The organism is Agromyces sp. NPDC058136 (genome assembly GCF_042884375.1).
GTDB lineage: Bacteria > Actinomycetota > Actinomycetes > Actinomycetales > Microbacteriaceae > Agromyces.
Genome location: NZ_JBHVUA010000001.1, coordinates 1,258,836 through 1,279,061 on the forward strand (window position 1 = coordinate 1,258,836; position 20,226 = coordinate 1,279,061).

The window sequence follows — 20,226 nt, forward strand, 5'->3', positions numbered from 1 at the left end:
TGCTCAGAGGCGCGGGGTGCGGCCGGGCTCGGTGCGGCGCGAGCCGGTCGCCTCGAAGGCGGCGGCGAGCGTCAGCAGTGCGGTGTCGTCGTAGGCGCGACCGGCGAAGGTGAGGCCGACGGGCATGCCGATGTCGGCCATCGTGCCCATCGGCACGGTCACCGTCGGGATCCCGAGGTGGCGCGGCACGAGGTTGCCGTTCGACACCCACACGCCGTTGCGCCAACCGAGGTCGGCCGAGGCCTCGTTCACATCCATGTCGGCGGGGCCGACGTCGGCCGCCGCGGGGAACACGACGGCGTCGAGGCCGAGCCCGTCCATCCACTGCTCGAGGTCGACGCGGCGGGTCTCCTCGAGTCCGCGCAGTCCCTCCTCGAGCTCGGGGATCTCGGCGACGGAGGCGTACGGGTGCTCGCGCACCTGCGCCGGGTACTTCACGATGTCGTCGTCGAAGCCGGTGTAGCGGTCAGGCAGGGCGCCCTCGGGGTGCGGGAAGATCGAGGCCCCGTCGACGCCGGCGAGCGTCGAGAGCGCGGGGTCGCCGTTCGCCGCGAGGAAGTCGTCCCACGCCCACGCCGAGAGGTCGATGATCTCGCGGTGCAGGTACTCGGGCGAGACGAGCCCGCGGGTGTCGATGGTGGGGGCGCCGGGGCGGTCGCCCTCGTAGTTCGACACCACCGGGAAGTCGACCACGACGACCTCGGCGCCGGCCGCTTCGAGGTCGCGGCGCGCGGCCTCCCACAGCTCGATGACCGAGGCGCGCGTCTCGATGCGCTGCCCGGTCGGGCCGCCGATGCCGACGGTGCCGCCGGGCTCGGTCGTGCCCGCGAGCGGGTCGGCGTTGATGTACATCGCGGGCACTCCGACGCGCTTGCCGGCGAGCGCCGCACGCGCGACCGTGGCATCCGCCGCCCGGAGCGCCGGGTACGACGCGGGTCGCACCTCGGACGCCGCCGGAAGCGTCACCCAGGGCTGCGCACGCCAGAAGTCGCCGCGGGTCTCGGCATCGTCGGCGACGATGACGTCGAGCACCTCGAGCAGGTCGGCCATGCTGCGGGTGTGCGGCACGACGACGTCCATCGTGGGCACGAGGGGCCAGTTGCCGCGCGTCGAGATGACGCCGCGCGAGGGGGTGTACGCGCAGAGCGCGTTGTTCGATGCGGGGGCGCGCCCGCTCGACCAGGTCTCCTCGCCGAGGCCGAACGCGCCGAACGACGCGGCGGTCGCGGTGCCCGAGCCGTTCGACGAGCCCGATCCGAACGCGGCCGTCAGGAACTCGGCGTTGTACGGGCTCTCGGCCCGGCCGTAGACGCCGCGCTGCATGCCGCCGTTCGCCATCGGGGGCATGTTCGTGAGGCCGATGAGCACGGCGCCGCCGGCGCGCAGGCGTTCGATCGTGAACGCGTCGCGCTGCGCGACGAGGTCCTTGAACGCGGGCGACCCCGACGCGGCGGTGAGGCCGCGCGCGAGATAGCTGTCCTTGGCGGTGTACGGGATGCCGTCGAGCGGCCCGAGCACCTCGCCGCGAGCGCGGCGCTCGTCGGAGGCACGCGCGTCGTCGAGCGCCGACGGGTTCATGACGACGAGCGCGTTGAGCGCCGTCGCCGTGCCCGGCGCGTCGTACGCCGCGATGCGGTCGAGGTAGGCGTCGAGCAACTGCACGGAGGTCGTCTCGCCGCGCTCGAGCGCGGCGCGCAGCGACGCGATCGAGGCCTCGACGACGTCGAAGGGGGCCCCGCTCATCGGGCGACCGCCGGCTGCTGCTGCGTGATGCAGTGGATGCCGCCGCCGCCGGCGAAGATCTGGCGGGCATCCACCGTCACGGCACGCCGGCCCGGGTAGACCGCCTCGAGGATCTCGCGCGCCGTGGCATCCGCCTCGTCGTCGCCGAAACCGCACGCGATGACGCCGCCGTTCACGACCAGGTGGTTGACGTAGCTGTAGTCGACGAACTCGTCGTCGGCGCGGATCACCGACGGCGCGGGGATCTCGGTGACCTCGAGGGTGCGACCCGCTGCGTCCGTCGCCGACGAGAGCAGCGCGATGATCTCGCGGCTGACCTCGAAGTCGGGGTGCTCGGGGTTCCGCTGCGAGTGCACGAGCACCTTGCCGGGCGCCGTCAGCGTCGCGACGATGTCGACGTGCCCGTTCGTGCCGAAGTCGTCGTAGTCGCGTGTGAGCCCGCGGGGCAGCCAGATCGCCTTCGTCGCACCGATCGTGCGGGCCATCTCGGCCTCGACGCGGCGCCGGTCGGCGTATGGGTTGCGGCGCGGGTCGAGCTGCACCGTCTCGGTGAGGAGCACCGTGCCCTCGCCGTCGACGTGGATGCCGCCGCCCTCGTTCACGAGCGCGCTCGAGACGAGCTCGGCGCCGACGCGTTCGGCGACGAAGCGGGCGTGCTCGGCCGACTTCTCGAAGTTCGCCCAGCCGCGGTCGCCCCAGCCGTTGAAGGTCCAGTCGACGGCGCCGAGCACACCGGGCCGCTCGTCGTCGACGACGAAGGTGGGGCCCTGGTCGCGCATCCAGAACTCGTCGACGGGGCACTCGACGACCTCGACCCGCGGGTCGAGCAGGTCGCGTGCCGCGTCGAGTGCGCTCGGGTCGACGAGGATCGTCACCGGCTCGAACTCGACCACCGCGTTCGCCACCGCGGCCCACGCCGCGAAGGTCGCCGCGGTCTCCTCGGGCGAGTCGTCGACGACGTTGTCGGCCACCGGGAACGCCATCCAGGTGCGCTCGTGGGGTGCGGTCTCGCTCGGCATGCGCCAGCTCATGCTGATACCTCCAGGTTGTTGCGTGCGGTGTGCTCCGAGGCGGATGCCACGGGGTCGGGGTCGTGGGTGCGGGCCGTCGTCGTGGCATCCACGAACTGGATATCACGCACCGCGCCCGGCCGCAGTGCCGGATCGCGGAACGGCCGCGTCGTGAGCCAGAGCAGCGCGTACACGCCGCCGCCGATCACGGGCGCGAGGAGCGCGGAGAGGTCGGCGCCGCCGAGCGCCTCGGCGATGGGGCCGACGTAGAGGGTCGTGTTCGCCATCAGGACGGCGACCGTGGTGCCGACCGACTGGGCGATCACGCCCGGCCAGAAGAAGCCGTTCGAGTACCAGAACGGGCTGCCGCGGCGTTCGTCGTTCAGGGCGACGCCGTCGTACTCGTTGCGGCGCAGCATGATGTCGACCGCGTAGATCGCGACGAGCGGGCCGAGCACGGTGACGCTGAGCTCGAGGGCGTACTCCATCGTCTCGAGGAACCCGGGCGAGAAGAACACGAGCCACGCCGCCGCGATCGTCGCGAGGAGTCCGGTGATGACGACCGTCGTGGCGCGGTGGATCGCGAAGCCGAGGCCCTGGGCGTAGAGGCCGGTCGAGTAGGCGACGAGCACGTTGTTGGAGATCGAGCCGAGGATGACGATGCCGAGGAAGACCGGGGTGAACCAGCTGGACACGATCTCGCCGATCGTGAGCTGCGGGTCGGTCATGTCGATCGCGGTGCCGGCGATGACGCCGAGCGAGCCGATGAGCACCGCCGGGATGAACCCGCCGAGCGCTGTGAACCAGATGATGCCCTGCTTCGACGCGGTCTTCGGCAGGTAGCGGGCGTAGTCGGCGCCGGTGCCCCACGACAGCGGGCCCGAGGAGACGATCGCGTAGCCGAGCAGTGCCATCGCCCAGTGCTCCCCGACGGGCAGTTCGGCGGGCGTGTACGAGAAGTCGGCGGCCTGCAGCACGAACACGGCGAGCACGACGAAGGCGACGGCGAGCGCGGCCGAGAAGTACGGGGCGAGCTTCATGATCGTCGCGTGGCCGTAGACGCCGAAGATGAAGCTCGCGACGGCGACGACGCCGAGCACGATCCATTCGGTGCCGGCGGGTGCGGGGATGCCGAGCACGTCGAGCAGCGCGAGCGAGGCGAAGGTCGCGACGGCGATGTTGATGATCTCGTAGAAGAGGCCGATGAGCACGCCGAGGCCGCCGCCGAAGATGCGGTTGCCGCGGATCCCGAACATGGCGCGCATGATCGTGACGCTCGGGGTGCCCGAGGCGGGGCCGCTGATCGCGAGCCAGCCGACGGCGATCCACCAGAGGTTGCCGATGACGGTGATCGCGAGCGCCTCCCAGAGGGGCAGGCCGAGCAGCACGAGGATGCCGCCGAACGCGAAGTAGAGGTAGTTGACGTTGGCGCTCGCCCACACCCAGAAGAGGGAGGAGGGGCGGCCGTGGCGTTCGGCGATCGGCACCACGTCGATGCCGCGGGTCTCGATATGACCGGCGCGGTCGGATGCCACGGGGTGGGTCAGCGGGCCGGCCGGTTGCGGCGGCGGGGTGGGGATGGCGTCGTTGCTCATCGTCGAGGCTCGTCTCTGGGGGCTTGGGGGAAGCTCTGGGGGACTTTGGGGGGACTCGTTATTGATCAGTAGATCAATAATGCAGCGAGACTACATAGGATGGGGGATCATGTCAACGCCGACCCGAGCCCGAGCCGCCCGCAAGTCGCCGGCCGAGCGCGCCGACGACATCGCCCGCGCCGCCAGGGACCTCGCGCTCGAGCAGGGCCTCGCCGCCGTCACCCTGCGCGCCGTCGCCGCCACCGCAGGCGTCGCCCCCGCGCTCGTCGCCCACTACGTGCCGAGCATGGAGACCCTGATCGCCCGCACCTTCTCGACCGTCGTCGCGGCCGAGATCGTCGAGATCGAGGCGCTCCTCGCGACGATCGACGGGCCGCGCGCGCAGCTCGGCGCCCTCATCCGCACCGTGCTCGACGGCACCCGCGACGACGTCACCGCGATCTGGGTCGAGGGCTGGGCCATGGGCCGCCGCAACGAGACCCTCGCACAGGCCGTGCGCGAGCAGATGGACGCGTGGCAGCGCGTCATCGAGGAGGTCGTCGAGGCGGGCGTGCGCTCGGGCGACTTCGAGACCTCGGATGCCGCGGGGGTGGCCTGGCAGCTGCTCGGCATGGTCGACGGGCTCAACGCCCAGGCCCTCGTGCGCTGGGGCGACGCGGCCCACCGCGGCTCGCTGACGCTGCACGCCGTCGAGGGCATGCTCGGGCTCCCGCGGGGGGCGCTCGCGTAGCTCGCCGCCGGTCCCCTCCGCTGGTCGAGGAGCGCGCGAAGCCCGCGTCTCGCGACCCTCGTTGGTCGAGGAGCGCGCGAAGCACGCGTCTCGCGACCCATCGTTGGTCGAGGAGCGCGCGAAGCACGCGTCTCGAGACCCCTCCGCTGGTCTCGAGACCCGGCATCCCCCGATGTCGGCGGCCCCCGCTACCGTGGAGGCATCCGAACGAAGGAGCCCGATGTACCTCTCCAACGGCTCCGTCGTGACCAGCGCGAGCGACCTCAAGAAGGCGAGCGACTGCGAGTTCGCGTTCCTGCGCGAGCTCGACGTGAAGCTCGGGCGCGACACCCTCTTCGCCCCGCTCGACGACCCGATGCTCCGCCGCGCGGGCGAGCTCGGCGACGCGCACGAGCTGCGCCTCCTCGACGAGTACCGCGAGCTGTTCGGCGAGGGCGTCGTCGAGGTCGAACGACCCGATGTCCGCGACCCCGAGGCGGTCGCCGCGGCCGTCGAGGCGACGATCGCCGCGTTCCGCTCGGGCGCAGAGGTGGTGTTCCAGGCCACGTTCGCCGACGAACCGGTGCCCGGGCAGGGCTTCATCGGCTTCGCCGACTTCATCGTGCGGCAGCCCGACGGCCGCTATCGCGTGCAAGACGCGAAGCTCGCGCGGCGCGCGCGGGTGACCGCGCTCCTGCAGCTCGCGGCCTACGCCGAGCAGTTGCGCCGGCTCGAGGTGCCGCTCGACGACACGGTCGAGCTCCTCCTCGGCGACGGCTCGGTGAGCCCGCACCGGCTCGACGACATCCTGCCCGTCTACCGCGAGCGCGTGGCCCGGTTGCAGCGGCTCGTCGCCGACCGCGTCGCCGACGACGGCCCGGTCGCCTGGGGCGACCCCCGCTACCACCACGACGGCCGCTGCCCGACGTGCGAGCTCGAGGTGCAGGCGACGCGCGACGTGCTCATGGTCGGCGGCATGCGCGTCACCCAGCGCGAGCCCCTCGCGGCCGCCGGCATCACGACGATCGACGGGCTCGCCGGCTCGAACGGCCCGGTGCCCCATGTGATGGAGGCGAGCCTCGACAACCTCCGCGCGCAGGCGCGCCTGCAGCTGCGCGCCGAGGCCGCGGCGAGCGCCGCCGTGGCCTCGGGCGTCTGGCGCGAGGGCGACCCGCCGCTGCCCCCGCCCGTCGAGGTGCGCGACGCCCGCGCCATCGCAGCGATCCCCGAGCCGAACCCGGGCGACCTGTTCTTCGACTTCGAGGGCGACCCGCTCTACACCGAGGGCAGCGGCACCTCGTGGAACCTCGACTACCTCTGGGGCATGGTCGACGACCGTGAGACGTACACGGCGTTCTGGGCGCACTCCTTCGCCGAGGAGCGCGAAGCCCTGCTCCGGTTCCTCGAGCTGGTGCGCCTGCGCCGGCAGACCCACCCCGGGCTGCACATCTTCCACTACGCGAGCTACGAGCGCACCCACCTCACCTCGATCGCCGCGCGCCACGGCGTCGGCGAGGCCGAGGTCGACCAACTGCTCGCCGACGGCGTGCTCGTCGACCTCTACCCCATCGTCAAGCGCGCGGTACGGGTCGGCAGCCGCTCGTACTCGATCAAGAAGCTCGAACCCCTCTACATGGGTGCCGAACTTCGCGAGGCCGAGGTGAAGTCGGGCGCCGACTCGATCACCGAGTACGTGCGCGCGGGCGAGCTGCAGGCGCTGGGCCGTGCGACGGGCGACCAGGCCGCGACGGCCGAGTCGGCGCGCATCCTCGCCGACCTCGCCGACTACAACCGCTACGACTGCGTCTCGACGCTGCGTCTGCGCGACTGGCTGCTCGCGCTCGGCGCGGGCGAGGGCATCCGCCCGGTCGCCGCGTCGATGCTGGCCGACCGCGCCGAAGGCAAGGTCTACGAGGCGTCTCCGCTCGCGCAGCAGCTCAGGGCGCTCGTGCTCGAGCGCGAAGAGCGCACCGCGGGCGCGGGCGCCTCGTCGACCGCGACGGGGGCCGGGCACCTCCTCGGCAGCCCGCGACGCGACGCCGACACCGAGGCGCTCGCCCTCGCCTCCGCGGCGATCGATTACCACGCCCGCGAGGCGAAGAGCTTCTGGTGGTCCCACTACCTGCGCTGCGACCAGCCGCTCGAGAGCTGGGAGGAGCACCGCGACGTGCTCGTCATCGACCCGGCGCGCTCGCGCGCGAAGGGCAACTGGTACGAGGAGCCCCGGTGGCAGAGCGCCCGCCGAGAGCTCGAGCTCGACGGCCGCATCGCCCCGGGTTCGCGGTTCGGCATCGGCGGCGACGTCTTCCTGCTGTACGACTGGCCGGCGCCGTTCCCCTCGCAGTCGACCCGACCCGGTCAGCGGGCGTGGTCGACCGCGACCGTCGTCGAGGTCACCGACGAGTACGTGCGCGTCGAGGAGCGCGGCCAGCCCGGCATCACCTGGGGCGAGCTGCCCCTCGCGATCGTGCCCGGCCCGCCGCCTCGCGCCGACGCCCTGCGCGACGCGATCACCGAATGGGCGGCGCCGATCCCCGGGCGTGCGCCCGAGCTGCCCCTGAACCCCGCGATGGACGTGCTGCGGCGCCGGCCCCCGCGCGCCGTCGGCGGGCTCGCCCCGCTCGGCGCCGACCACGACTACGTGCCGGCCGTCGTCGACTCGGTGCGCCGGCTCGAGCACTCCTACCTCGCGGTGCAGGGCCCGCCCGGCACCGGCAAGACCTACCTCGCGGCCCACGTCATCGCCGCACTCGTGCGTGACCACGGGTGGCGCATCGGCGTCGTCGCGCAGTCGCACTCGGTCGTCGAGAACGTGCTCGACGCCGTCGTCGACGCCGGCCTCGACCGCGGGCTCGTCGGCAAGCACCTGAAAGACGCGGCCACCGCCGCAGGGCACGGGTTCACCGCCCTCCCCCGCAAAGACGACATCGCCGCATTCGCGGCCGACCGCCCGGCCGGTTACGTCGTCGGCGGCACCGCGTGGGACTTCTGCAACGTGCGCCGCATCCCGCGCGCCTCGCTCGACCTGCTCGTGATCGACGAGGCGGGCCAGTTCTCCCTCGCCTCGACGATCGCCGTCTCGGTCTCGGCCAAGCGGCTGCTCCTGCTCGGCGACCCGCAGCAGCTGCCGCAGGTGAGTCAGGCGCTGCACCCCGAACCGGTCGACGCCTCGGCGCTCGGCTGGGTCGCCGACGGGCACGATGTGCTCCCCGCCGAGTACGGCTACTTCCTCGCCGAGAGCCGGCGCATGCATCCCGCCGTGGCCGCGCCGGTGTCCCGACTCTCGTACGAAGGCGAGCTGCGCTCGCACCTCGTGGCCGAGCGCCGCTCGCTCGCGGGCGTCGCGCCGGGCGTCACGCCGCTCCCCGTCGTGCACGAGGGCAACTCGACCTTCTCGCCCGAGGAGGGCGAGGCGGTCGTGCACCTCGTGCGCTCGCTCATCGGCCGCGAGTGGACGGACGCGAACGACTCGGCCGCCGGGCCGGTCGCCGCCGCGCCGCGGCCCCTCGAACAGCGCGACCTCATCGTCGTGACGCCCTACAACGCGCAACTCGGCACGGTGCGCGATGCACTCGACGGCGCAGGCTTCACCGAGGTTCCCGTCGGCACGGTCGACAAGTTCCAGGGTCAAGAGGCCGTCGTCGCGATCGTCTCGCTCGCGGCGTCGTCTGCGGCGTCGGCGCCGCGCGGGCTCGAGTTCCTCCTGCTGAAGAACCGTCTGAACGTCGCGATCTCACGGGCGAAATGGGCGGCGTACCTCGTGTACTCCCCCGGCCTGCTCGACGGGCTGCCGCACCGGGCCGAGGGCGTCGCGCAACTCAGCGCGTTCATGCGGCTCGTCGGAGCCGAGGCACCGCGCCCCGGCCACTCGCGCGAGTCGGCCGTCACCGAGACCGGCGAGGCGCGCCTCGCCGCATCGAGCCCGACGAGCTGAGCCCCGCGAACCCGGGCGACACCGCCGGCTCGGTCAGTCGCCGAAGTCGAGACGGGTTCCGCCGAGCCGCTCCGGACGCAGCCGGATCACCACACGGCCCTCCGCCACCGCTTCGGCGAAGAATGCGCTGGGGTCAGCGGGTCGAGCCGCCTCCGGAACCATCGACAGCAGCTCGATCCCGACCGCGTCGCCCGGCTCGACGGTCGGCGCAGAGACCTCCGCGAGGCCCTCGACCGCGGCGAACGACCAGTGGTCGTCGGCCGAGACATGCAGGGTCGCCCGCGGGTCGCGCTTCAGGTGCGTCGCCTTCAGCCGCGTGCTCGTCGTCGAGAATCGGGCGATGCGCTCCGACGGGTCCCAGCCGTAGAGCATGGTGGTCAGGTGGGGCTGCCCGTCGCGCTTCAGCGTGGCGAGCACCCCGAAGGTCTGGCCGGCGAGGAGGTCGGAGGCCTCGGCCTCGGTGAGCGGGACGGGCCCGGCGTTCTTCGTCATGTCAGGGCGAACCGGCGTCGACGCCGTCGCATTCCACGGGGTCGCAGGATGTCGGAAAGCCGCGACCCGCGCCGCCGGGCACAGCGTTCGGGAATACCCCAGACCGGTAGTGCGTACAGTATCGGTGTGACTTCCTCCTCTGCAGCGACCCCCGACCGCATCACCATGTACGGCGCCGCCTGGTGCGGCGACTGCCGTCGTTCGAAGCGACTGCTCGACACCCGCGGCGTCGACTACGAGTACGTCGACCTCGAGGTGAACATCGAGGCCGCCGACATCGCCAAGTCGATCTCGGGCCGCACGAACATCCCCGTCGTGGTGTTCCCCGACGGCACCCACTTCACCGAGCCCACCGACGCCGAACTCGGCGCGAAGCTCGACGAGTCGCTCGCCGCATAACCCGACCCCGCTTCGAGGGCCGCCCCGTGGCATCCCTCGACTTGGGGGTACAGCCGCACCCTGCACCACTCGACGCTCATCGCGCCGCATGGAACACTGGCGGCATGCCCCGCGATGCACTTCGCCTGCACGGGCGGGAGCACGAACTCTCCTCGATCTCGCACGAGCTCGAGGCCGCCGTCGAGGGCTCGACGCGGCTCGTCGTACTCCACGGCGAAGCCGGCATCGGCAAGACGGCCCTCATGGAGGCGGCGGCCCGGACGGCGGAGCGTCGCGCACACGTCCTCGCGGTGCGGAACCTGCCGCTGAGCACGCGCATGCCGAACCTCGCGGTGCGCACCCTGCTCGCGCGGGCCGAGGAGGCGCTCGCGGACACGAGCGGCGGGTCGGGCACCGACTCGGGCGACACCGCGGCGCCGAGCACCGTCGCCCGACCGCCGCTCCCCCTCCGCCTCGACGCCTCGATCGGGCGGCTCACCCGGTCGGGTCCGGTGGTCATCACCGTCGATGATCTGCAGTGGGCCGATGCCGACACCCTCGACGCGCTGATGTTCCTCGCCGGCGGCGCCGAGGAGCGCCCGCTCGCGATCGTCGTCACCGTCCGCTCGGGCACCGGGCGACCGGTCGACCGCTGGCGGGCCGACCTGCTCCGCCTTCCGGGGGTGCGCTCGATCGAGATCGGGCCGCTCGACCGCCTCGGCCTGCACGACCTCATCGCGGCGCGACTCGGGGCGCCGCCGCACGATGCACTCGTCCGGGACGTGCTCGCCCGCACCGGCGGCAACCCGTACCACGCCGCGCTCCTCATCGACGGCCTCGACCCCGACGCGCTCGCGGCACCGCCCGCAGGCACCGCGGCGGCCGTCTCGGGTGATCTCGGCACGGCCCTCCTGCAGACGTGGGCGACCCTGCCGGCCCGCACGCGCGAACTCACCGTGCTCCTCGCGATCCACGGCAAGCCGATCCGCGCGAGCATCCTCGCGGGGCTCGACCCCGCGTGGCGCGAAGCGGTCGACGAGCTCCGCCCGGCGCTCGCGACCCACGTGCTCGACCACGATGACACCGGCCGGGTGTGGTTCCACCACCCGTTGATCGCCGAACTCCTCGTCGCGTCGGTGCCCGACGACGAACGACGTCGACAGCACGCGACGCTCGCGCGCGGCGTGGAACGGCTCATCGAGGTCGACGGTGAGACCCCCGAGCGGCTCGTCGATCTCGCCGATCACCTCGCCGCAGCGGGTGATGCGGTCGGATCCTTCGCGTCGAGCCGCCGGGCGGTGCGGGCCCTTCGGGGGATGGAGCGGCCCGCAGAGGTCCTGCGTCTCCTTCGCCGCAGCGTCGAGCAGGAGCACGACGAGCCCGCGATCGTCGACGACCGCCGCGCGCTGCTCGCCGCGTGGGCCGATGCCGCCGCCGCGGCCGACGCCGACGAGGACGAGTTCGCGGCGGTGCGGGCACTGCTCGACGAGGTCGGCCCCGACGAACCGCTCGATCGTGCCGAGCTGCTGCTGCGCGAGCGTCGTCTCGAGTTCCGCCTCGGTGGCGAGCTCAGCACTTCGGCCGCGCTGCGCGAAGCGGTCGAACTGACCGCGGATGCACCGCACAGCCCGGTGTACGCGCGCACGTTGTGCGAGCTCGCGTATGCCGAGGTCATCGCGCGCGACCCGCGGAGCGTCGACCACGCCGTCGAAGCCCTCGACCTCGCGACCCGTCTCGGCGACCCGGAGGCGATGGCCTACGCGTTGGCGGTCACGGCGCAGCTCGCCGCGGCGAAGCGCGATGTCGCGGCCGCCTCCCGGCTCGCCGAGGAGACCTTCACGGTCGCATTGCCCGTGCGCCTCTTCGAACCCGTGACGCGCGCGATCCTCTGGGAGGCGTACTCGATGCCCGGCCACCGGCGGGCGGCAGGCCGCCTGCGGGACTGGCGCGAACGGCTCGCGTCGGCCGGGGCGCCGCGGCTCACCATCGCGGCGCTCGCCTGCATCGAGGCGGCCGCGTGGGTGGCGATCGGCGCGAGCCCGCAGGCGCGGGAGTCGTTGCGGATCGTGCGCGCCGACGGCGCCCCCGAGTACATCGAGCTCGGGGTGCGCTCGGTCGCGGCCCGCTTCGCCGCGCAGCACGGACGGGTCGACGAGGCCGAAGCGCACCTGCAACGGGCACGCGAGCGCTTTCCGAACCCGCCGGCGTACGCAGCCCTCGAACTGGTCGTCGCCCAGGGGCTCGCGAGCCTCGCCGACGGCGACCCCGAGGGTGCGCTCGACGCGCTGTGGCCGATGATCGAGGGCGGCCCCGGCGGGCGGAGCTCGGAGTGGCTCGTGCCGCTCGCCGCCCGTGCCCTCGCCGACCGGGCGACCGCGGCGCGCGATGACGGCGCCGACCACGGGCCGGCCCTCGCCGAGCTCGCCGGGCTCGAGGAGGCCCACCCGCATGTGCCGCCCCAGACGATGGGCATCTCCTACGCCACCGACCTCGCCGCGCTCGACGCGCTCTACGCCGCCGAACGTGCGCGGGCGCGCGAGCTGCCCGAGGCGTTCGACCGCTGGGTCGAGGCCGCCGACCTCGCCGCGGCCGGCGATCTCGCGTGGGAGGAGGGCTACGCCTGCCGTCGCGGCGCCGAGCAGGGGCTCGTCGACGGCGGCGAGCGACGGCGGGTCGCGATCGCGCTCCTGCGCCGCGGGGCGGCGATCGCACGCCGTACCGAGGCGGAGGGCCTGACCGCCGAGCTCGAGACCCTCGCACGATGGGCGCGCATCAGACTGCATCCCGAGCCGACGTCGTCGAACGGCTCCGGCAACGGCGCGCACCACGTCGCCGGGGCCTCGCTCACCGGTCGCGAACGCGAACTGCTGCCGTACCTCGTCGACGGCCGCACCTACGCCGAGATCGCCGAGCTGCTGACCATCAGCGAGAAGACCGTCAGCTCGCACGTCTCTAACCTGCTGCGCAAGACCGGCGCCGCGAACCGGGTCGACCTCGCCCGCATGGCGCGCGAGACGCACTCGGGCTGACACGCGAGTCGCGCGCGAACCGCACGCGATCTGAGGAATCCGCGCGCGCATCTGAGGGGTCGCACCGGATGCCGCGGGGCCGACCGATCCCTAGCGTGAGCACCGTTCACAGCAACGGGATGCCCACGACGGATGCCGTCGGCATCACCCGGAAGGGAGCACCACCATGATGTCCGTCACGAGAGGCGCAACCGTCGCCGCGAGCGCGATGCTCCTCGTCGCACTCGCCGGCTGCGCCGGCAACGCCGGTACGACCCAGGCCGAGGCCGAGCTGCACCAGGAGCGCACCTCCCGCGATTCGGCGCACGATGTCGCCGCCGCCGACGTGCAGGGCAAGCGTCTCGCCGAGCAGGCGCAGGCGAATGCCGCGGCCGCCGTCGGCACGACCGTCGGCACCGACGCGGCCGACGCGCAGGGCGCCCGGCTCGCCGGTTACGCCGCGAGCCTCGCCGAGTCGGGTCGCGCGTTCGTCGCCCCCGACCGGGCGACCTGGGCCGAGCACCGCGGCGTCGACGACTGACCCCACAGTTCCGACGAGCCGACCGTGTCCGACACCTCCGCCGCGTCCACCGTCCGCGCGGACGCCGACCTCCTGCTCGACGCGAGCGCCGCGGTCGCACTGCTCGTCCCCACGCATGCAGCGCATGCCGCGATCGCGGCGCGCGTCGGGCGGTCGCAGCTCGGCCTGGCCGGGCACGCCGCGATCGAGACGTACTCGTCGCTCACCCGGCTCCCCGCCGACCAGCGGTTCACCGCGGCCGATGCGGCCGAACGCATCGCGGGCGGCTTCCCGTCGGGGCATCCGATCGACGCCGCCGTGATGGCGACCGTGCTCGCGCGGCTCGCCGCCGCGGGGGTCACGGGCGGCGCGGTCCACGACGGGCTCGTCGCGCTCGCGGCCGTCGATCTGGGGGTGCCGCTCGTCACGTGCGAGCGTCGGGCGCTGTCGACGTACGCGGCGCTGGGCGCGGTCGTCGAGTTCGTGTGAGGATCGGCCCCGTCGCCGTTCGGATCGCGTAACAATCGGGCGGCCGCCCGCGATGCGGCGTAGAACGGAGTCATGCCCTCGACCGCTCGAAGCCTCGCATGACGCTCACCCGTCTGCTGCCGACGCTCCGGCGTTCGATCCCCGACCCGATCGTGCCGGGGAAGTGGCCGACGGGCACGCGGGTCACGACGACCGACGTCATCGTGGGCGGGTTCTCGATGTCCCGGCTCGCCGAGCGCGACGGCACGCCGCTCGTGCACCTCGATCCGACGCCGTCGGGTCGCACGGGCGATCCGTTGCGGCATCGCGGGGTCGCCCTCGCGACGGTGCGCACGATCGCCTCCGGAGACGGCGAACGCCGCCTCGAGCTCGATGCCGAGCTCGGCCCCCATCACCCCGACTGGGCGGAGGCACGACTCATCGGCCGCGTCTCGGTCGCGAAGGTCGCGCCGGTCGCGGTGCGTTTCAGGGCGGGCGGATGCCACGCGCGCGCGACGCTCGAACTGCCCGGCGATCTCGTGGTCGGCGACCTCATCGCCGTGCCGATCGAAGCGCCGCGCGTGACGATCAGCGTCGCCGGAGCCGTCTGGGCGGCTCAGCGCAGCGCCGGCGCGACCTCCGCGGCGAACAGCTCGAGCCCCGAGCGGTCGTACGCCGCCTCCGGCGTGTACAGGATGGCGTAGTCCATTCCGGCTGCGCGGCGCTCCTCGAGCTTCGCGACGACCTGCTCGGGCGTGCCGACGAGCGCGCCCGGCGCGGCGATGAAGTAGTTCTCGACGTACTTCGCCGCGCCCTCGGCGCCGAGGTGGGGCACGACGCGCGCCTCGATCCGCTCGAGTCGGGCGGCGACGTCGGCCGCCGAGGTGCCGATGACGGTGTTGAAGTTCGACGAACGGGTGATCTCCGAGGCATCCCGGCCGATCGTTTCGCAGTGACCGCGCAGGACCGCGCTCTTGTGCGCGAACTCCTCGAGGGTGCCGGTGAAATTCGTGTACGACGCGTAGTTCGCCGCGATCCTGAGGGTGACCTGCTCGCCGCCGCCCGCGATCCAGAAGGGGATGCCGCCGGGCTGCAGGGGCTGCGGCTGCACGATGGCGCCGTCGACCCGGTAGAAGCGGCCGTCGAGCGTCGCGCTGCCGGTCGTCCACGCCTGCCGCATGATCTCGACGCCCTCGCGGAGCATCCCGAGCCGTTCGGGGATGGACGGGAAGCCGTAGCCGTACGCCTCCCACTCGTGCTCGTACCAGCCGCCGCCGATGCCCATCTCGACGCGCCCGCCCGAGATGAGGTCGGCGGTCGCGGCGACCTTCGCGAGGTACGCGGGATTGCGGTAGCCCATGCACGTGCACATCTGGCCGAGGCGCACCCGCGAGGTCGACGCGGCGAACGCCGAGATGAGCGTCCATGCCTCGTGCGTGGCCTCGGTGGGCGACGGCACCGGGGTGGTGTGGAAGTGGTCGTACACCCAGATCGACTCGAACGGCGAGGCCTCCGAGTCGGCGAACTCGGCGAGGCCGCGCATCGCGGCCCACTGCTCGGCGGGATCGATGCCGACGAGGTCGTAACGCCAGCCCTGGGGAACGAACATTCCGAAACGCATGGGCTCAAGCCTACGAGCCGCGCGCGACCCCTCCGTGCGGCGCACCCCGGTTCAGCGTCAGCACTGAGGACGGCTCAACTGTGCGGGCGTAGCTTCAGCCCAATGAACGGTCAGCTCCACTGCGATTTCGCAGTCGCCGATTTCGACGCCACGGTCGTCGAGACGTGCGACACCCGCCTCATCCGCGTCACCGGTCACGGGCTGGCCCCGACGACCGGCTGGCGACTCGAGCTCGTCGCCGCCAACCCCGGCGTCGTGCCGCACCCCGAGAGCCTCTGGCTCGAGATCCGCGAGACCCCGCCCGCCGAGGCACGCCCGCGCGTGCTCGCCGAGGTGCCCGTCGAAGCCATCATCGAGGACTCGCACGCCCGCGAGATCGTCGTCCGGTTCCGCTGGCGCGAAGGCTTCCGCGTCCCGCTGCGCGAACGCGTCCCCTCTTTCCGCTGAGCACCACCGCTGCTTCTGCAGGAGATGTGCACTGGCAAGCCCGCTCAGGGCCTCCCAGTGCAATTCTCCTGCACAAGCAGCAGAAGCAGACGGGCGCACGCACAACGGCGGATGCCACGGGGTCGCCCCCGTGGCATCCGCCGTTGTGCGCCGTCGGCGCCGTGCTCGCTACGCGAGCGCGAAGCGCAACTCGGCCATCGCCGGGCCCGACCACACGGTGCCGTCGAGGTCGTCGCTGCGCACCGTGACGACCTTGCCGCCCTTCGAGATGACGAGCAGCGCCAGCTGCGGCAGCAGGTCGCCGGCGTGCGTGCCGTCGGCGAGGGTCTCGTCCGATCCGTCGCCGCGCGCGTACTCGATCGCACCAGACTCGCGGTCGAGGGTGCCGAACACCGAGGTCGTGAAGTCGAACCACAGCGTCTCGACGGCGCCGTCGGCGGCCTCCCGGCCGATCGCGGCGAGGTCGCGCTCGACCCGGCCGGCGGTGCCCTCGCCGAGCTGACGCAGCGCCTGCTCGGCCTCGTCGACGTTGAGCTTCGCGAGCTGCAGGCGCAGCGCCTCGTCGATCTCGGAGGCGCCGAGCCGATCGGGCGAACCCGGCACCGGGATCACGCGGCGCGAGTTGCGGGTGTTCGCGACGAAGAGACTGAGCAGCGGCTCGGCCGCGAACACGAACACCGGCACCCGACCCTCGGGGTCGAGGGCGAGCAGTTCGCGGCGGGCGACCTCGATGACCCGCTTCGAGTACTGGTCGAGCAGGGTCTTGCGGCCCTCGTCGCCCATCAGGCGGCTCGCGCCGCCCTGGCTCGAGGTTCCGCGGTTCGCGCCGCGCGGCTTGTCCTCGTTCGGCTCGCGGTTGGTGGCCTCGTCGAGGTTCGCCGTGCCGGTCTGGTCGACGTCGAGCTTCGCCGCCCTGGCGGTCGGGGTCGCATGCCACAACGCCCACTCGTGCGCCGAGAGGGTGAGGGCGAAGGCCTCCTGGTCTTGGCTGGGGGCGCGCAGCAGCTGCCCGAGGGTGAAGTGCGAGCCGACGTGCCAGGCGTCGTCGAGCCGGTTCGGCAGCACGAAGACGTGGCTGAAACCGGGGGCGACGAAGATCGCCATCGAGCGGGCGAGGGCTCCCCAGAGGCCCTGGTCGGTGACGATCGCGTCGCGCTCGGCGCGGAGCGCAGCGACCTCGGCCGACGACGCCCCTCCGGCGCGAACCCGCTCGATCGCCTCGTCGAAGGCGCTGCGCGCGGCGACCTCGGAGCGTTCGCGTTCGCTGACGACCGGCGAGGTCGAGAGGTAGATCGTGATCGCGGGGTGGTGCTCACCTGCAAGCGCCGCGAAGTCGGCCGTGGTGGGCAGTTCGTAGTGGACGGTCATTCGTATCCTCCCCCGAGCGTTCGAGCGACGACGATGTCGCTCGCCTCCAGCCTATGAAGGCCGGGGCGCGAGCGACAGTCCCCCACTGCTGCGGGATTCCGAGCGGACGCGTCTGGAGAGGTCGACGCGCCCGCCCGGCGGTCACCCCACGGGGTGGTTCGAGCGGATCACCCGGGTCGGGTCGACCGCCCGCTTGAGGGCGCGCAGCCGGGCGACACGTCCGCCGAAGAACTGCGCCGCGTCACGGCGGTGCTCGGCGAAGTTCAGGTACTCCTCGGGCGCGCGCCACGGTTCGATCTGCGAGAACAGCCGGCCGAGCGAACGGGCGATCGCCTCGTCGGCCCCCGGGAACACCATCGCGGTCGCGAACACGAGGTAGTTCGCCTCGAAACCGGCGGTCGCCCCGGGCACGGGCAGCCCGAGCTCGGCGGCGCGGGCGACCGCGGCGTCGGGTTCGACCGCGCCGCCGAGGTGGCGGATCTCGGTCGAGACGAGCACGGTGTCCGATCCTGCGCCGACGGCGGCGACGAAGGCGCGCATCGTCGCCGGGGATGCCTCGCGCAGCATCATCCCGTCGCCGCGCCCCGGCACGGGGCCGGGAGGGTCCATGTGCAGGGCGAGCAGTTCGGCGGGCGACTGCGGGTGCACGGTGTCGAGCTCGGGGTCGAGGGCGCGGAGCGGCGCGAGGACCTCGTCGGCGCGGGCCGGGGTGTCGAGCACGACGGCCTCGACGACCACGATCGAGCGCCCCGAGAGGAACGGCGGCAGCTCGGGCAGCGGGGGCAGGTGCAGGATTCGCACGACGCTCTGCACGGTGTCGGGCACGGTCGCCGTCCACTCGGCCCAGGCCTGCGCGACCTCGTCGGCCCGCTCGATCGGCCAGAGCAGCATGCCCGCGACGACCTGGTCGATCGCGAACAGGCCGAACTCGAGCGCCGTCACGACCCCGAAGTCGCCGCCGCCGCCGCGAACCGCCCAGAAGATCTCGGGATCGTTCGACTCGTCGACGCGGCGCAGGCGCCCGTCGGCGGTCACGATCTCGACGGCGAGCACCTGGTTCGAGGCGAGCCCGTGCGAGCGGGCGAGCCAGCTCACACCGCCGCCGAGCGTGTAGCCGACCACGCCGACGTCGTGCGAGGAACCGGCGAGCGCGGCGAGCCCGTGGGGCGCCGCTGCGGCGACCACGTCGCCCCAGAGCGCACCGGCCTCGACACGCGCCACACGGCGTTCGACGTCGATCTCGACGCCGCGCAGCTCGTGGGTGCGCAGCAGGATCGCGTCGGCGAGCCCGTTGTCGGCCGCGAGCGGGCCGGCGTTGTGACCGGTGCCCTGCGGGGCGACGGCGAGACCGTATCGGGCGGCGAACTCGACGGTGCGCACGAGGTCGGCGGTCGAGCGGGCGGTGACGACGAGCGCGGGGCGCTGGTCGACGTCGAGGTTCCACGCCTGACGGGCGGCATCCCAGTCGGGGTCGCCGGAGAGGTGCACGCGACCGTCGAGCCGCTCGTCGAGCTGCGCGATGGCTTCGCGGAGCGAGAGGGTGGCGAGGTCGGAAGCGAAGGCGGCGGGCGCCTCGGGCGCGGCCACGGGGGCCGCGGGCACAGGGGTGTTCACGGTTCATTCCTTTCAGGTTTCCGCCGCGGGTCGGGCGGCTCCTGCCAGAGGCGGTTCGGCCGCCGCGACGGTCGTGCGGATTCGCACGACGCTCACGACAAGACCCCATCCAAGGGCGGGCCGCCTGCCGCCGCGTCAGTGAGTCCCCTCCGAAGCGCTCAGGGATATCCCTTCGCTCGGGCGGATGCCGCGAACCGCTCCCGCCCCGGAATACCGAGCCCCGCACGGCGGTTGCCGCAAGGGATGAACTCCTCACCGCGCCTGTCCGTGCTCGACCTCGTTCCCGTGCGGAGCGGCCAGACGAGCCGGGGTGCCGTCGCGGCATCCGTTCGTCTCGCCCAGCTCGCCGACCGCCTCGGCTACACCAGGTACTGGTTCGCCGAGCACCACAACATGCCGGCCGTCGCGTCGACGACGCCGCCCGTGCTGATCGCCTCGATCGCGGCGCAGACCGAGCGCATCAGGGTCGGTTCGGGCGGCGTCATGCTGCCGAACCACGCACCCCTCGTCGTCGCCGAGCAGTTCGCGGCGCTCGAGGCGCTCGCGCCCGGACGCATCGACCTCGGCATCGGGCGCGCGCCCGGCAGCGATCCCGTCATCACCCAGCTGCTGCGCATCTCGGGGCCGACGGCCGACGTCGACCGGTTCCCCGATCACCTGGCCGACATCCTCTCGCTGCTCTCGCCCGACGGCGCGACGCTGCGCCTCACCAGCGGACGCGAGTACGCCATCACCGCGACGCCCGCCGCCGTCGAGGTGCCGCCGCTGTGGCTGCTCGGGTCGAGCGACTACTCGGCGAAGCTCGCCGCCGAACTCGGCCTGCCGTACGTCTTCGCGAACCACTTCTCGGGGCAGGGCCTCGAGCGCGCCCTCGAGCTCTACCGCACCGGTTACCGGCCGAGCGAGGCGCACCCGTCGCCCGAGACGTTCCTGACCGTGAACGCGTCCGTCGCGCCGACCGTCGAGGAGGCGCAGGCGCGCGCACTGCCGCAGCTGCGCTCGATGGCGCGCCTCCAGCTCGGGCGGCCGATGCGCGCGATCGAGACGGTCGACGAGGCGCAGGCGGCGCCCGCCGATTCGCAGGCCGACGAGCTCATCGCCGGCATGCGGCGGCGCTGGGTGATCGGGGATGCCACGGGCGCGGCCTCCGAGCTGCGCACCCTCGCCGCACGCCACGGCATCGACGAGATCATGGTCGCGCCCATCGCCGGGGCCTACGAGTCGGAGCCGCTCGACGCGACGCCCGGGCGCGAGCAGACGCTCGAGCTGCTCGCGGGGTAGCCCTCCGCCGGTCGAGGAGCGAGCGACGAAGGAGCACG

16 protein-coding genes are annotated in these 20,226 nt (G+C 73.1%); 9 read left to right on the top strand and 7 right to left on the bottom strand.

Going from position 1 to position 20,226, the window contains the following annotated elements; all coding sequences use genetic code 11:
- Positions 1-3: 3 nt before the first annotated feature.
- Genes ACFVTX_RS05930 through ACFVTX_RS05940 form a run of 3 tightly spaced genes read right to left on the bottom strand, consistent with a single transcriptional unit; the run spans position 4 to position 4,348 of the window.
- A complete protein-coding gene (locus ACFVTX_RS05930; protein WP_386898630.1) occupies positions 4-1,743 on the bottom strand; it encodes an amidase in 1,740 nt (579 codons plus the stop codon).
- A complete protein-coding gene (locus ACFVTX_RS05935; protein WP_386898631.1) occupies positions 1,740-2,774 on the bottom strand; it encodes an agmatine/peptidylarginine deiminase in 1,035 nt (344 codons plus the stop codon). Before ACFVTX_RS05935 ends, ACFVTX_RS05930 begins: the two co-directional genes overlap by 4 nt.
- Entirely contained in the window at positions 2,771-4,348 is a 1,578-nt protein-coding gene (locus ACFVTX_RS05940) for a purine-cytosine permease family protein (protein ID WP_386898632.1), read from the bottom strand. The genes ACFVTX_RS05935 and ACFVTX_RS05940 overlap by 4 nt, the downstream gene beginning before the upstream one ends.
- A gap of 109 nt (positions 4,349-4,457) precedes the next feature.
- Here ACFVTX_RS05940 and ACFVTX_RS05945 point away from each other — a divergent pair, with 109 nt between their 5' ends.
- Positions 4,458-5,078 (top strand): TetR/AcrR family transcriptional regulator, encoded by a 621-nt coding sequence (locus ACFVTX_RS05945; RefSeq protein WP_386898633.1) that lies wholly within the window; start codon positions 4,458-4,460, stop codon positions 5,076-5,078.
- A gap of 220 nt (positions 5,079-5,298) precedes the next feature.
- Positions 5,299-8,991, top strand: a complete 3,693-nt coding sequence (locus tag ACFVTX_RS05950; RefSeq protein ID WP_386898634.1) for a TM0106 family RecB-like putative nuclease — start codon at positions 5,299-5,301, stop codon at positions 8,989-8,991.
- Positions 8,992-9,024: 33 nt separating this feature from the next.
- Here the strand turns inward: ACFVTX_RS05950 and ACFVTX_RS05955 are convergent, their stop codons facing one another.
- A complete protein-coding gene (locus tag ACFVTX_RS05955; RefSeq protein WP_386898635.1) occupies positions 9,025-9,483 on the bottom strand; it encodes a PPOX class F420-dependent oxidoreductase in 459 nt (152 codons plus the stop codon).
- A 165-nt stretch (positions 9,484-9,648) separates the two neighbouring features.
- Between ACFVTX_RS05955 and ACFVTX_RS05960 the strand changes: the two genes are divergently transcribed.
- The 5 genes from ACFVTX_RS05960 (at position 9,649) to ACFVTX_RS05980 (ending at position 14,561) form a co-directional block, all read left to right on the top strand.
- Positions 9,649-9,882 carry a glutaredoxin family protein gene (locus ACFVTX_RS05960; RefSeq protein WP_386898742.1) on the top strand — a complete coding sequence of 78 codons (234 nt, stop codon included), beginning with the start codon at positions 9,649-9,651 and terminating at the stop codon, positions 9,880-9,882.
- Positions 9,883-9,986: 104 nt separating this feature from the next.
- Positions 9,987-12,890: an AAA family ATPase gene (locus ACFVTX_RS05965; RefSeq protein ID WP_386898636.1), complete on the top strand. Its 2,904-nt coding sequence runs from the start codon at positions 9,987-9,989 to the stop codon at positions 12,888-12,890.
- 169 nt (positions 12,891-13,059) lie between these two features.
- Positions 13,060-13,410, top strand: coding sequence for a hypothetical protein (locus tag ACFVTX_RS05970; RefSeq protein WP_386898637.1), 351 nt, complete (start codon positions 13,060-13,062; stop codon positions 13,408-13,410).
- 24 nt (positions 13,411-13,434) lie between these two features.
- Entirely contained in the window at positions 13,435-13,878 is a 444-nt protein-coding gene (locus ACFVTX_RS05975) for a VapC toxin family PIN domain ribonuclease (RefSeq protein WP_386898638.1), read from the top strand.
- 98 nt (positions 13,879-13,976) lie between these two features.
- Positions 13,977-14,561 (top strand): hypothetical protein, encoded by a 585-nt coding sequence (locus ACFVTX_RS05980; protein WP_386898639.1) that lies wholly within the window; start codon positions 13,977-13,979, stop codon positions 14,559-14,561.
- On the opposite strand, the gene ACFVTX_RS05985 is transcribed toward ACFVTX_RS05980, so the two are convergent.
- Positions 14,474-15,478 carry an LLM class F420-dependent oxidoreductase gene (locus ACFVTX_RS05985; protein ID WP_386898640.1) on the bottom strand — a complete coding sequence of 335 codons (1,005 nt, stop codon included), beginning with the start codon at positions 15,476-15,478 and terminating at the stop codon, positions 14,474-14,476. The two genes, ACFVTX_RS05980 and ACFVTX_RS05985, sit on opposite strands and share 88 nt — an antisense overlap.
- A gap of 102 nt (positions 15,479-15,580) precedes the next feature.
- Here ACFVTX_RS05985 and ACFVTX_RS05990 point away from each other — a divergent pair, with 102 nt between their 5' ends.
- The gene (locus ACFVTX_RS05990; RefSeq protein ID WP_386898641.1) at positions 15,581-15,925 is read left to right on the top strand and encodes a hypothetical protein; all 345 of its coding nucleotides are present in this window, start codon (positions 15,581-15,583) and stop codon (positions 15,923-15,925) included.
- A gap of 168 nt (positions 15,926-16,093) precedes the next feature.
- Here the strand turns inward: ACFVTX_RS05990 and ACFVTX_RS05995 are convergent, their stop codons facing one another.
- Together ACFVTX_RS05995 and ACFVTX_RS06000 are read right to left on the bottom strand one after the other, a co-directional pair.
- Positions 16,094-17,293 carry a hypothetical protein gene (locus tag ACFVTX_RS05995; RefSeq protein ID WP_386898642.1) on the bottom strand — a complete coding sequence of 400 codons (1,200 nt, stop codon included), beginning with the start codon at positions 17,291-17,293 and terminating at the stop codon, positions 16,094-16,096.
- 141 nt (positions 17,294-17,434) lie between these two features.
- Positions 17,435-18,907: an FAD-binding oxidoreductase gene (locus ACFVTX_RS06000; RefSeq protein WP_386898643.1), complete on the bottom strand. Its 1,473-nt coding sequence runs from the start codon at positions 18,905-18,907 to the stop codon at positions 17,435-17,437.
- 243 nt (positions 18,908-19,150) lie between these two features.
- Here ACFVTX_RS06000 and ACFVTX_RS06005 point away from each other — a divergent pair, with 243 nt between their 5' ends.
- Positions 19,151-20,188, top strand: a complete 1,038-nt coding sequence (locus ACFVTX_RS06005) for an LLM class flavin-dependent oxidoreductase (RefSeq protein WP_386898644.1) — start codon at positions 19,151-19,153, stop codon at positions 20,186-20,188.
- Positions 20,189-20,226 lie beyond the last annotated feature (38 nt).

Bases quoted from the DNA above. Each gene is read 5' to 3' on its own strand.
- ACFVTX_RS05930 (WP_386898630.1), bottom strand. From the start codon at position 1,743: ATGAGCGGGGCCCCCTTCGACGTCGTCGAGGCCTCGATCGCGTCGCTG.
- ACFVTX_RS05935 (WP_386898631.1), bottom strand. From the start codon at position 2,774: ATGAGCTGGCGCATGCCGAGCGAGACCGCACCCCACGAGCGCACCTGG.
- ACFVTX_RS05940 (WP_386898632.1), bottom strand. From the start codon at position 4,348: ATGAGCAACGACGCCATCCCCACCCCGCCGCCGCAACCGGCCGGCCCG.
- ACFVTX_RS05945 (WP_386898633.1), top strand. From the start codon at position 4,458: ATGTCAACGCCGACCCGAGCCCGAGCCGCCCGCAAGTCGCCGGCCGAG.
- ACFVTX_RS05950 (WP_386898634.1), top strand. From the start codon at position 5,299: ATGTACCTCTCCAACGGCTCCGTCGTGACCAGCGCGAGCGACCTCAAG.
- ACFVTX_RS05955 (WP_386898635.1), bottom strand. From the start codon at position 9,483: ATGACGAAGAACGCCGGGCCCGTCCCGCTCACCGAGGCCGAGGCCTCC.
- ACFVTX_RS05960 (WP_386898742.1), top strand. From the start codon at position 9,649: ATGTACGGCGCCGCCTGGTGCGGCGACTGCCGTCGTTCGAAGCGACTG.
- ACFVTX_RS05965 (WP_386898636.1), top strand. From the start codon at position 9,987: ATGCCCCGCGATGCACTTCGCCTGCACGGGCGGGAGCACGAACTCTCC.
- ACFVTX_RS05970 (WP_386898637.1), top strand. From the start codon at position 13,060: ATGTCCGTCACGAGAGGCGCAACCGTCGCCGCGAGCGCGATGCTCCTC.
- ACFVTX_RS05980 (WP_386898639.1), top strand. From the start codon at position 13,977: ATGACGCTCACCCGTCTGCTGCCGACGCTCCGGCGTTCGATCCCCGAC.
- ACFVTX_RS05985 (WP_386898640.1), bottom strand. From the start codon at position 15,478: ATGCGTTTCGGAATGTTCGTTCCCCAGGGCTGGCGTTACGACCTCGTC.
- ACFVTX_RS05990 (WP_386898641.1), top strand. From the start codon at position 15,581: ATGAACGGTCAGCTCCACTGCGATTTCGCAGTCGCCGATTTCGACGCC.
- ACFVTX_RS05995 (WP_386898642.1), bottom strand. From the start codon at position 17,293: ATGACCGTCCACTACGAACTGCCCACCACGGCCGACTTCGCGGCGCTT.
- ACFVTX_RS06005 (WP_386898644.1), top strand. From the start codon at position 19,151: ATGAACTCCTCACCGCGCCTGTCCGTGCTCGACCTCGTTCCCGTGCGG.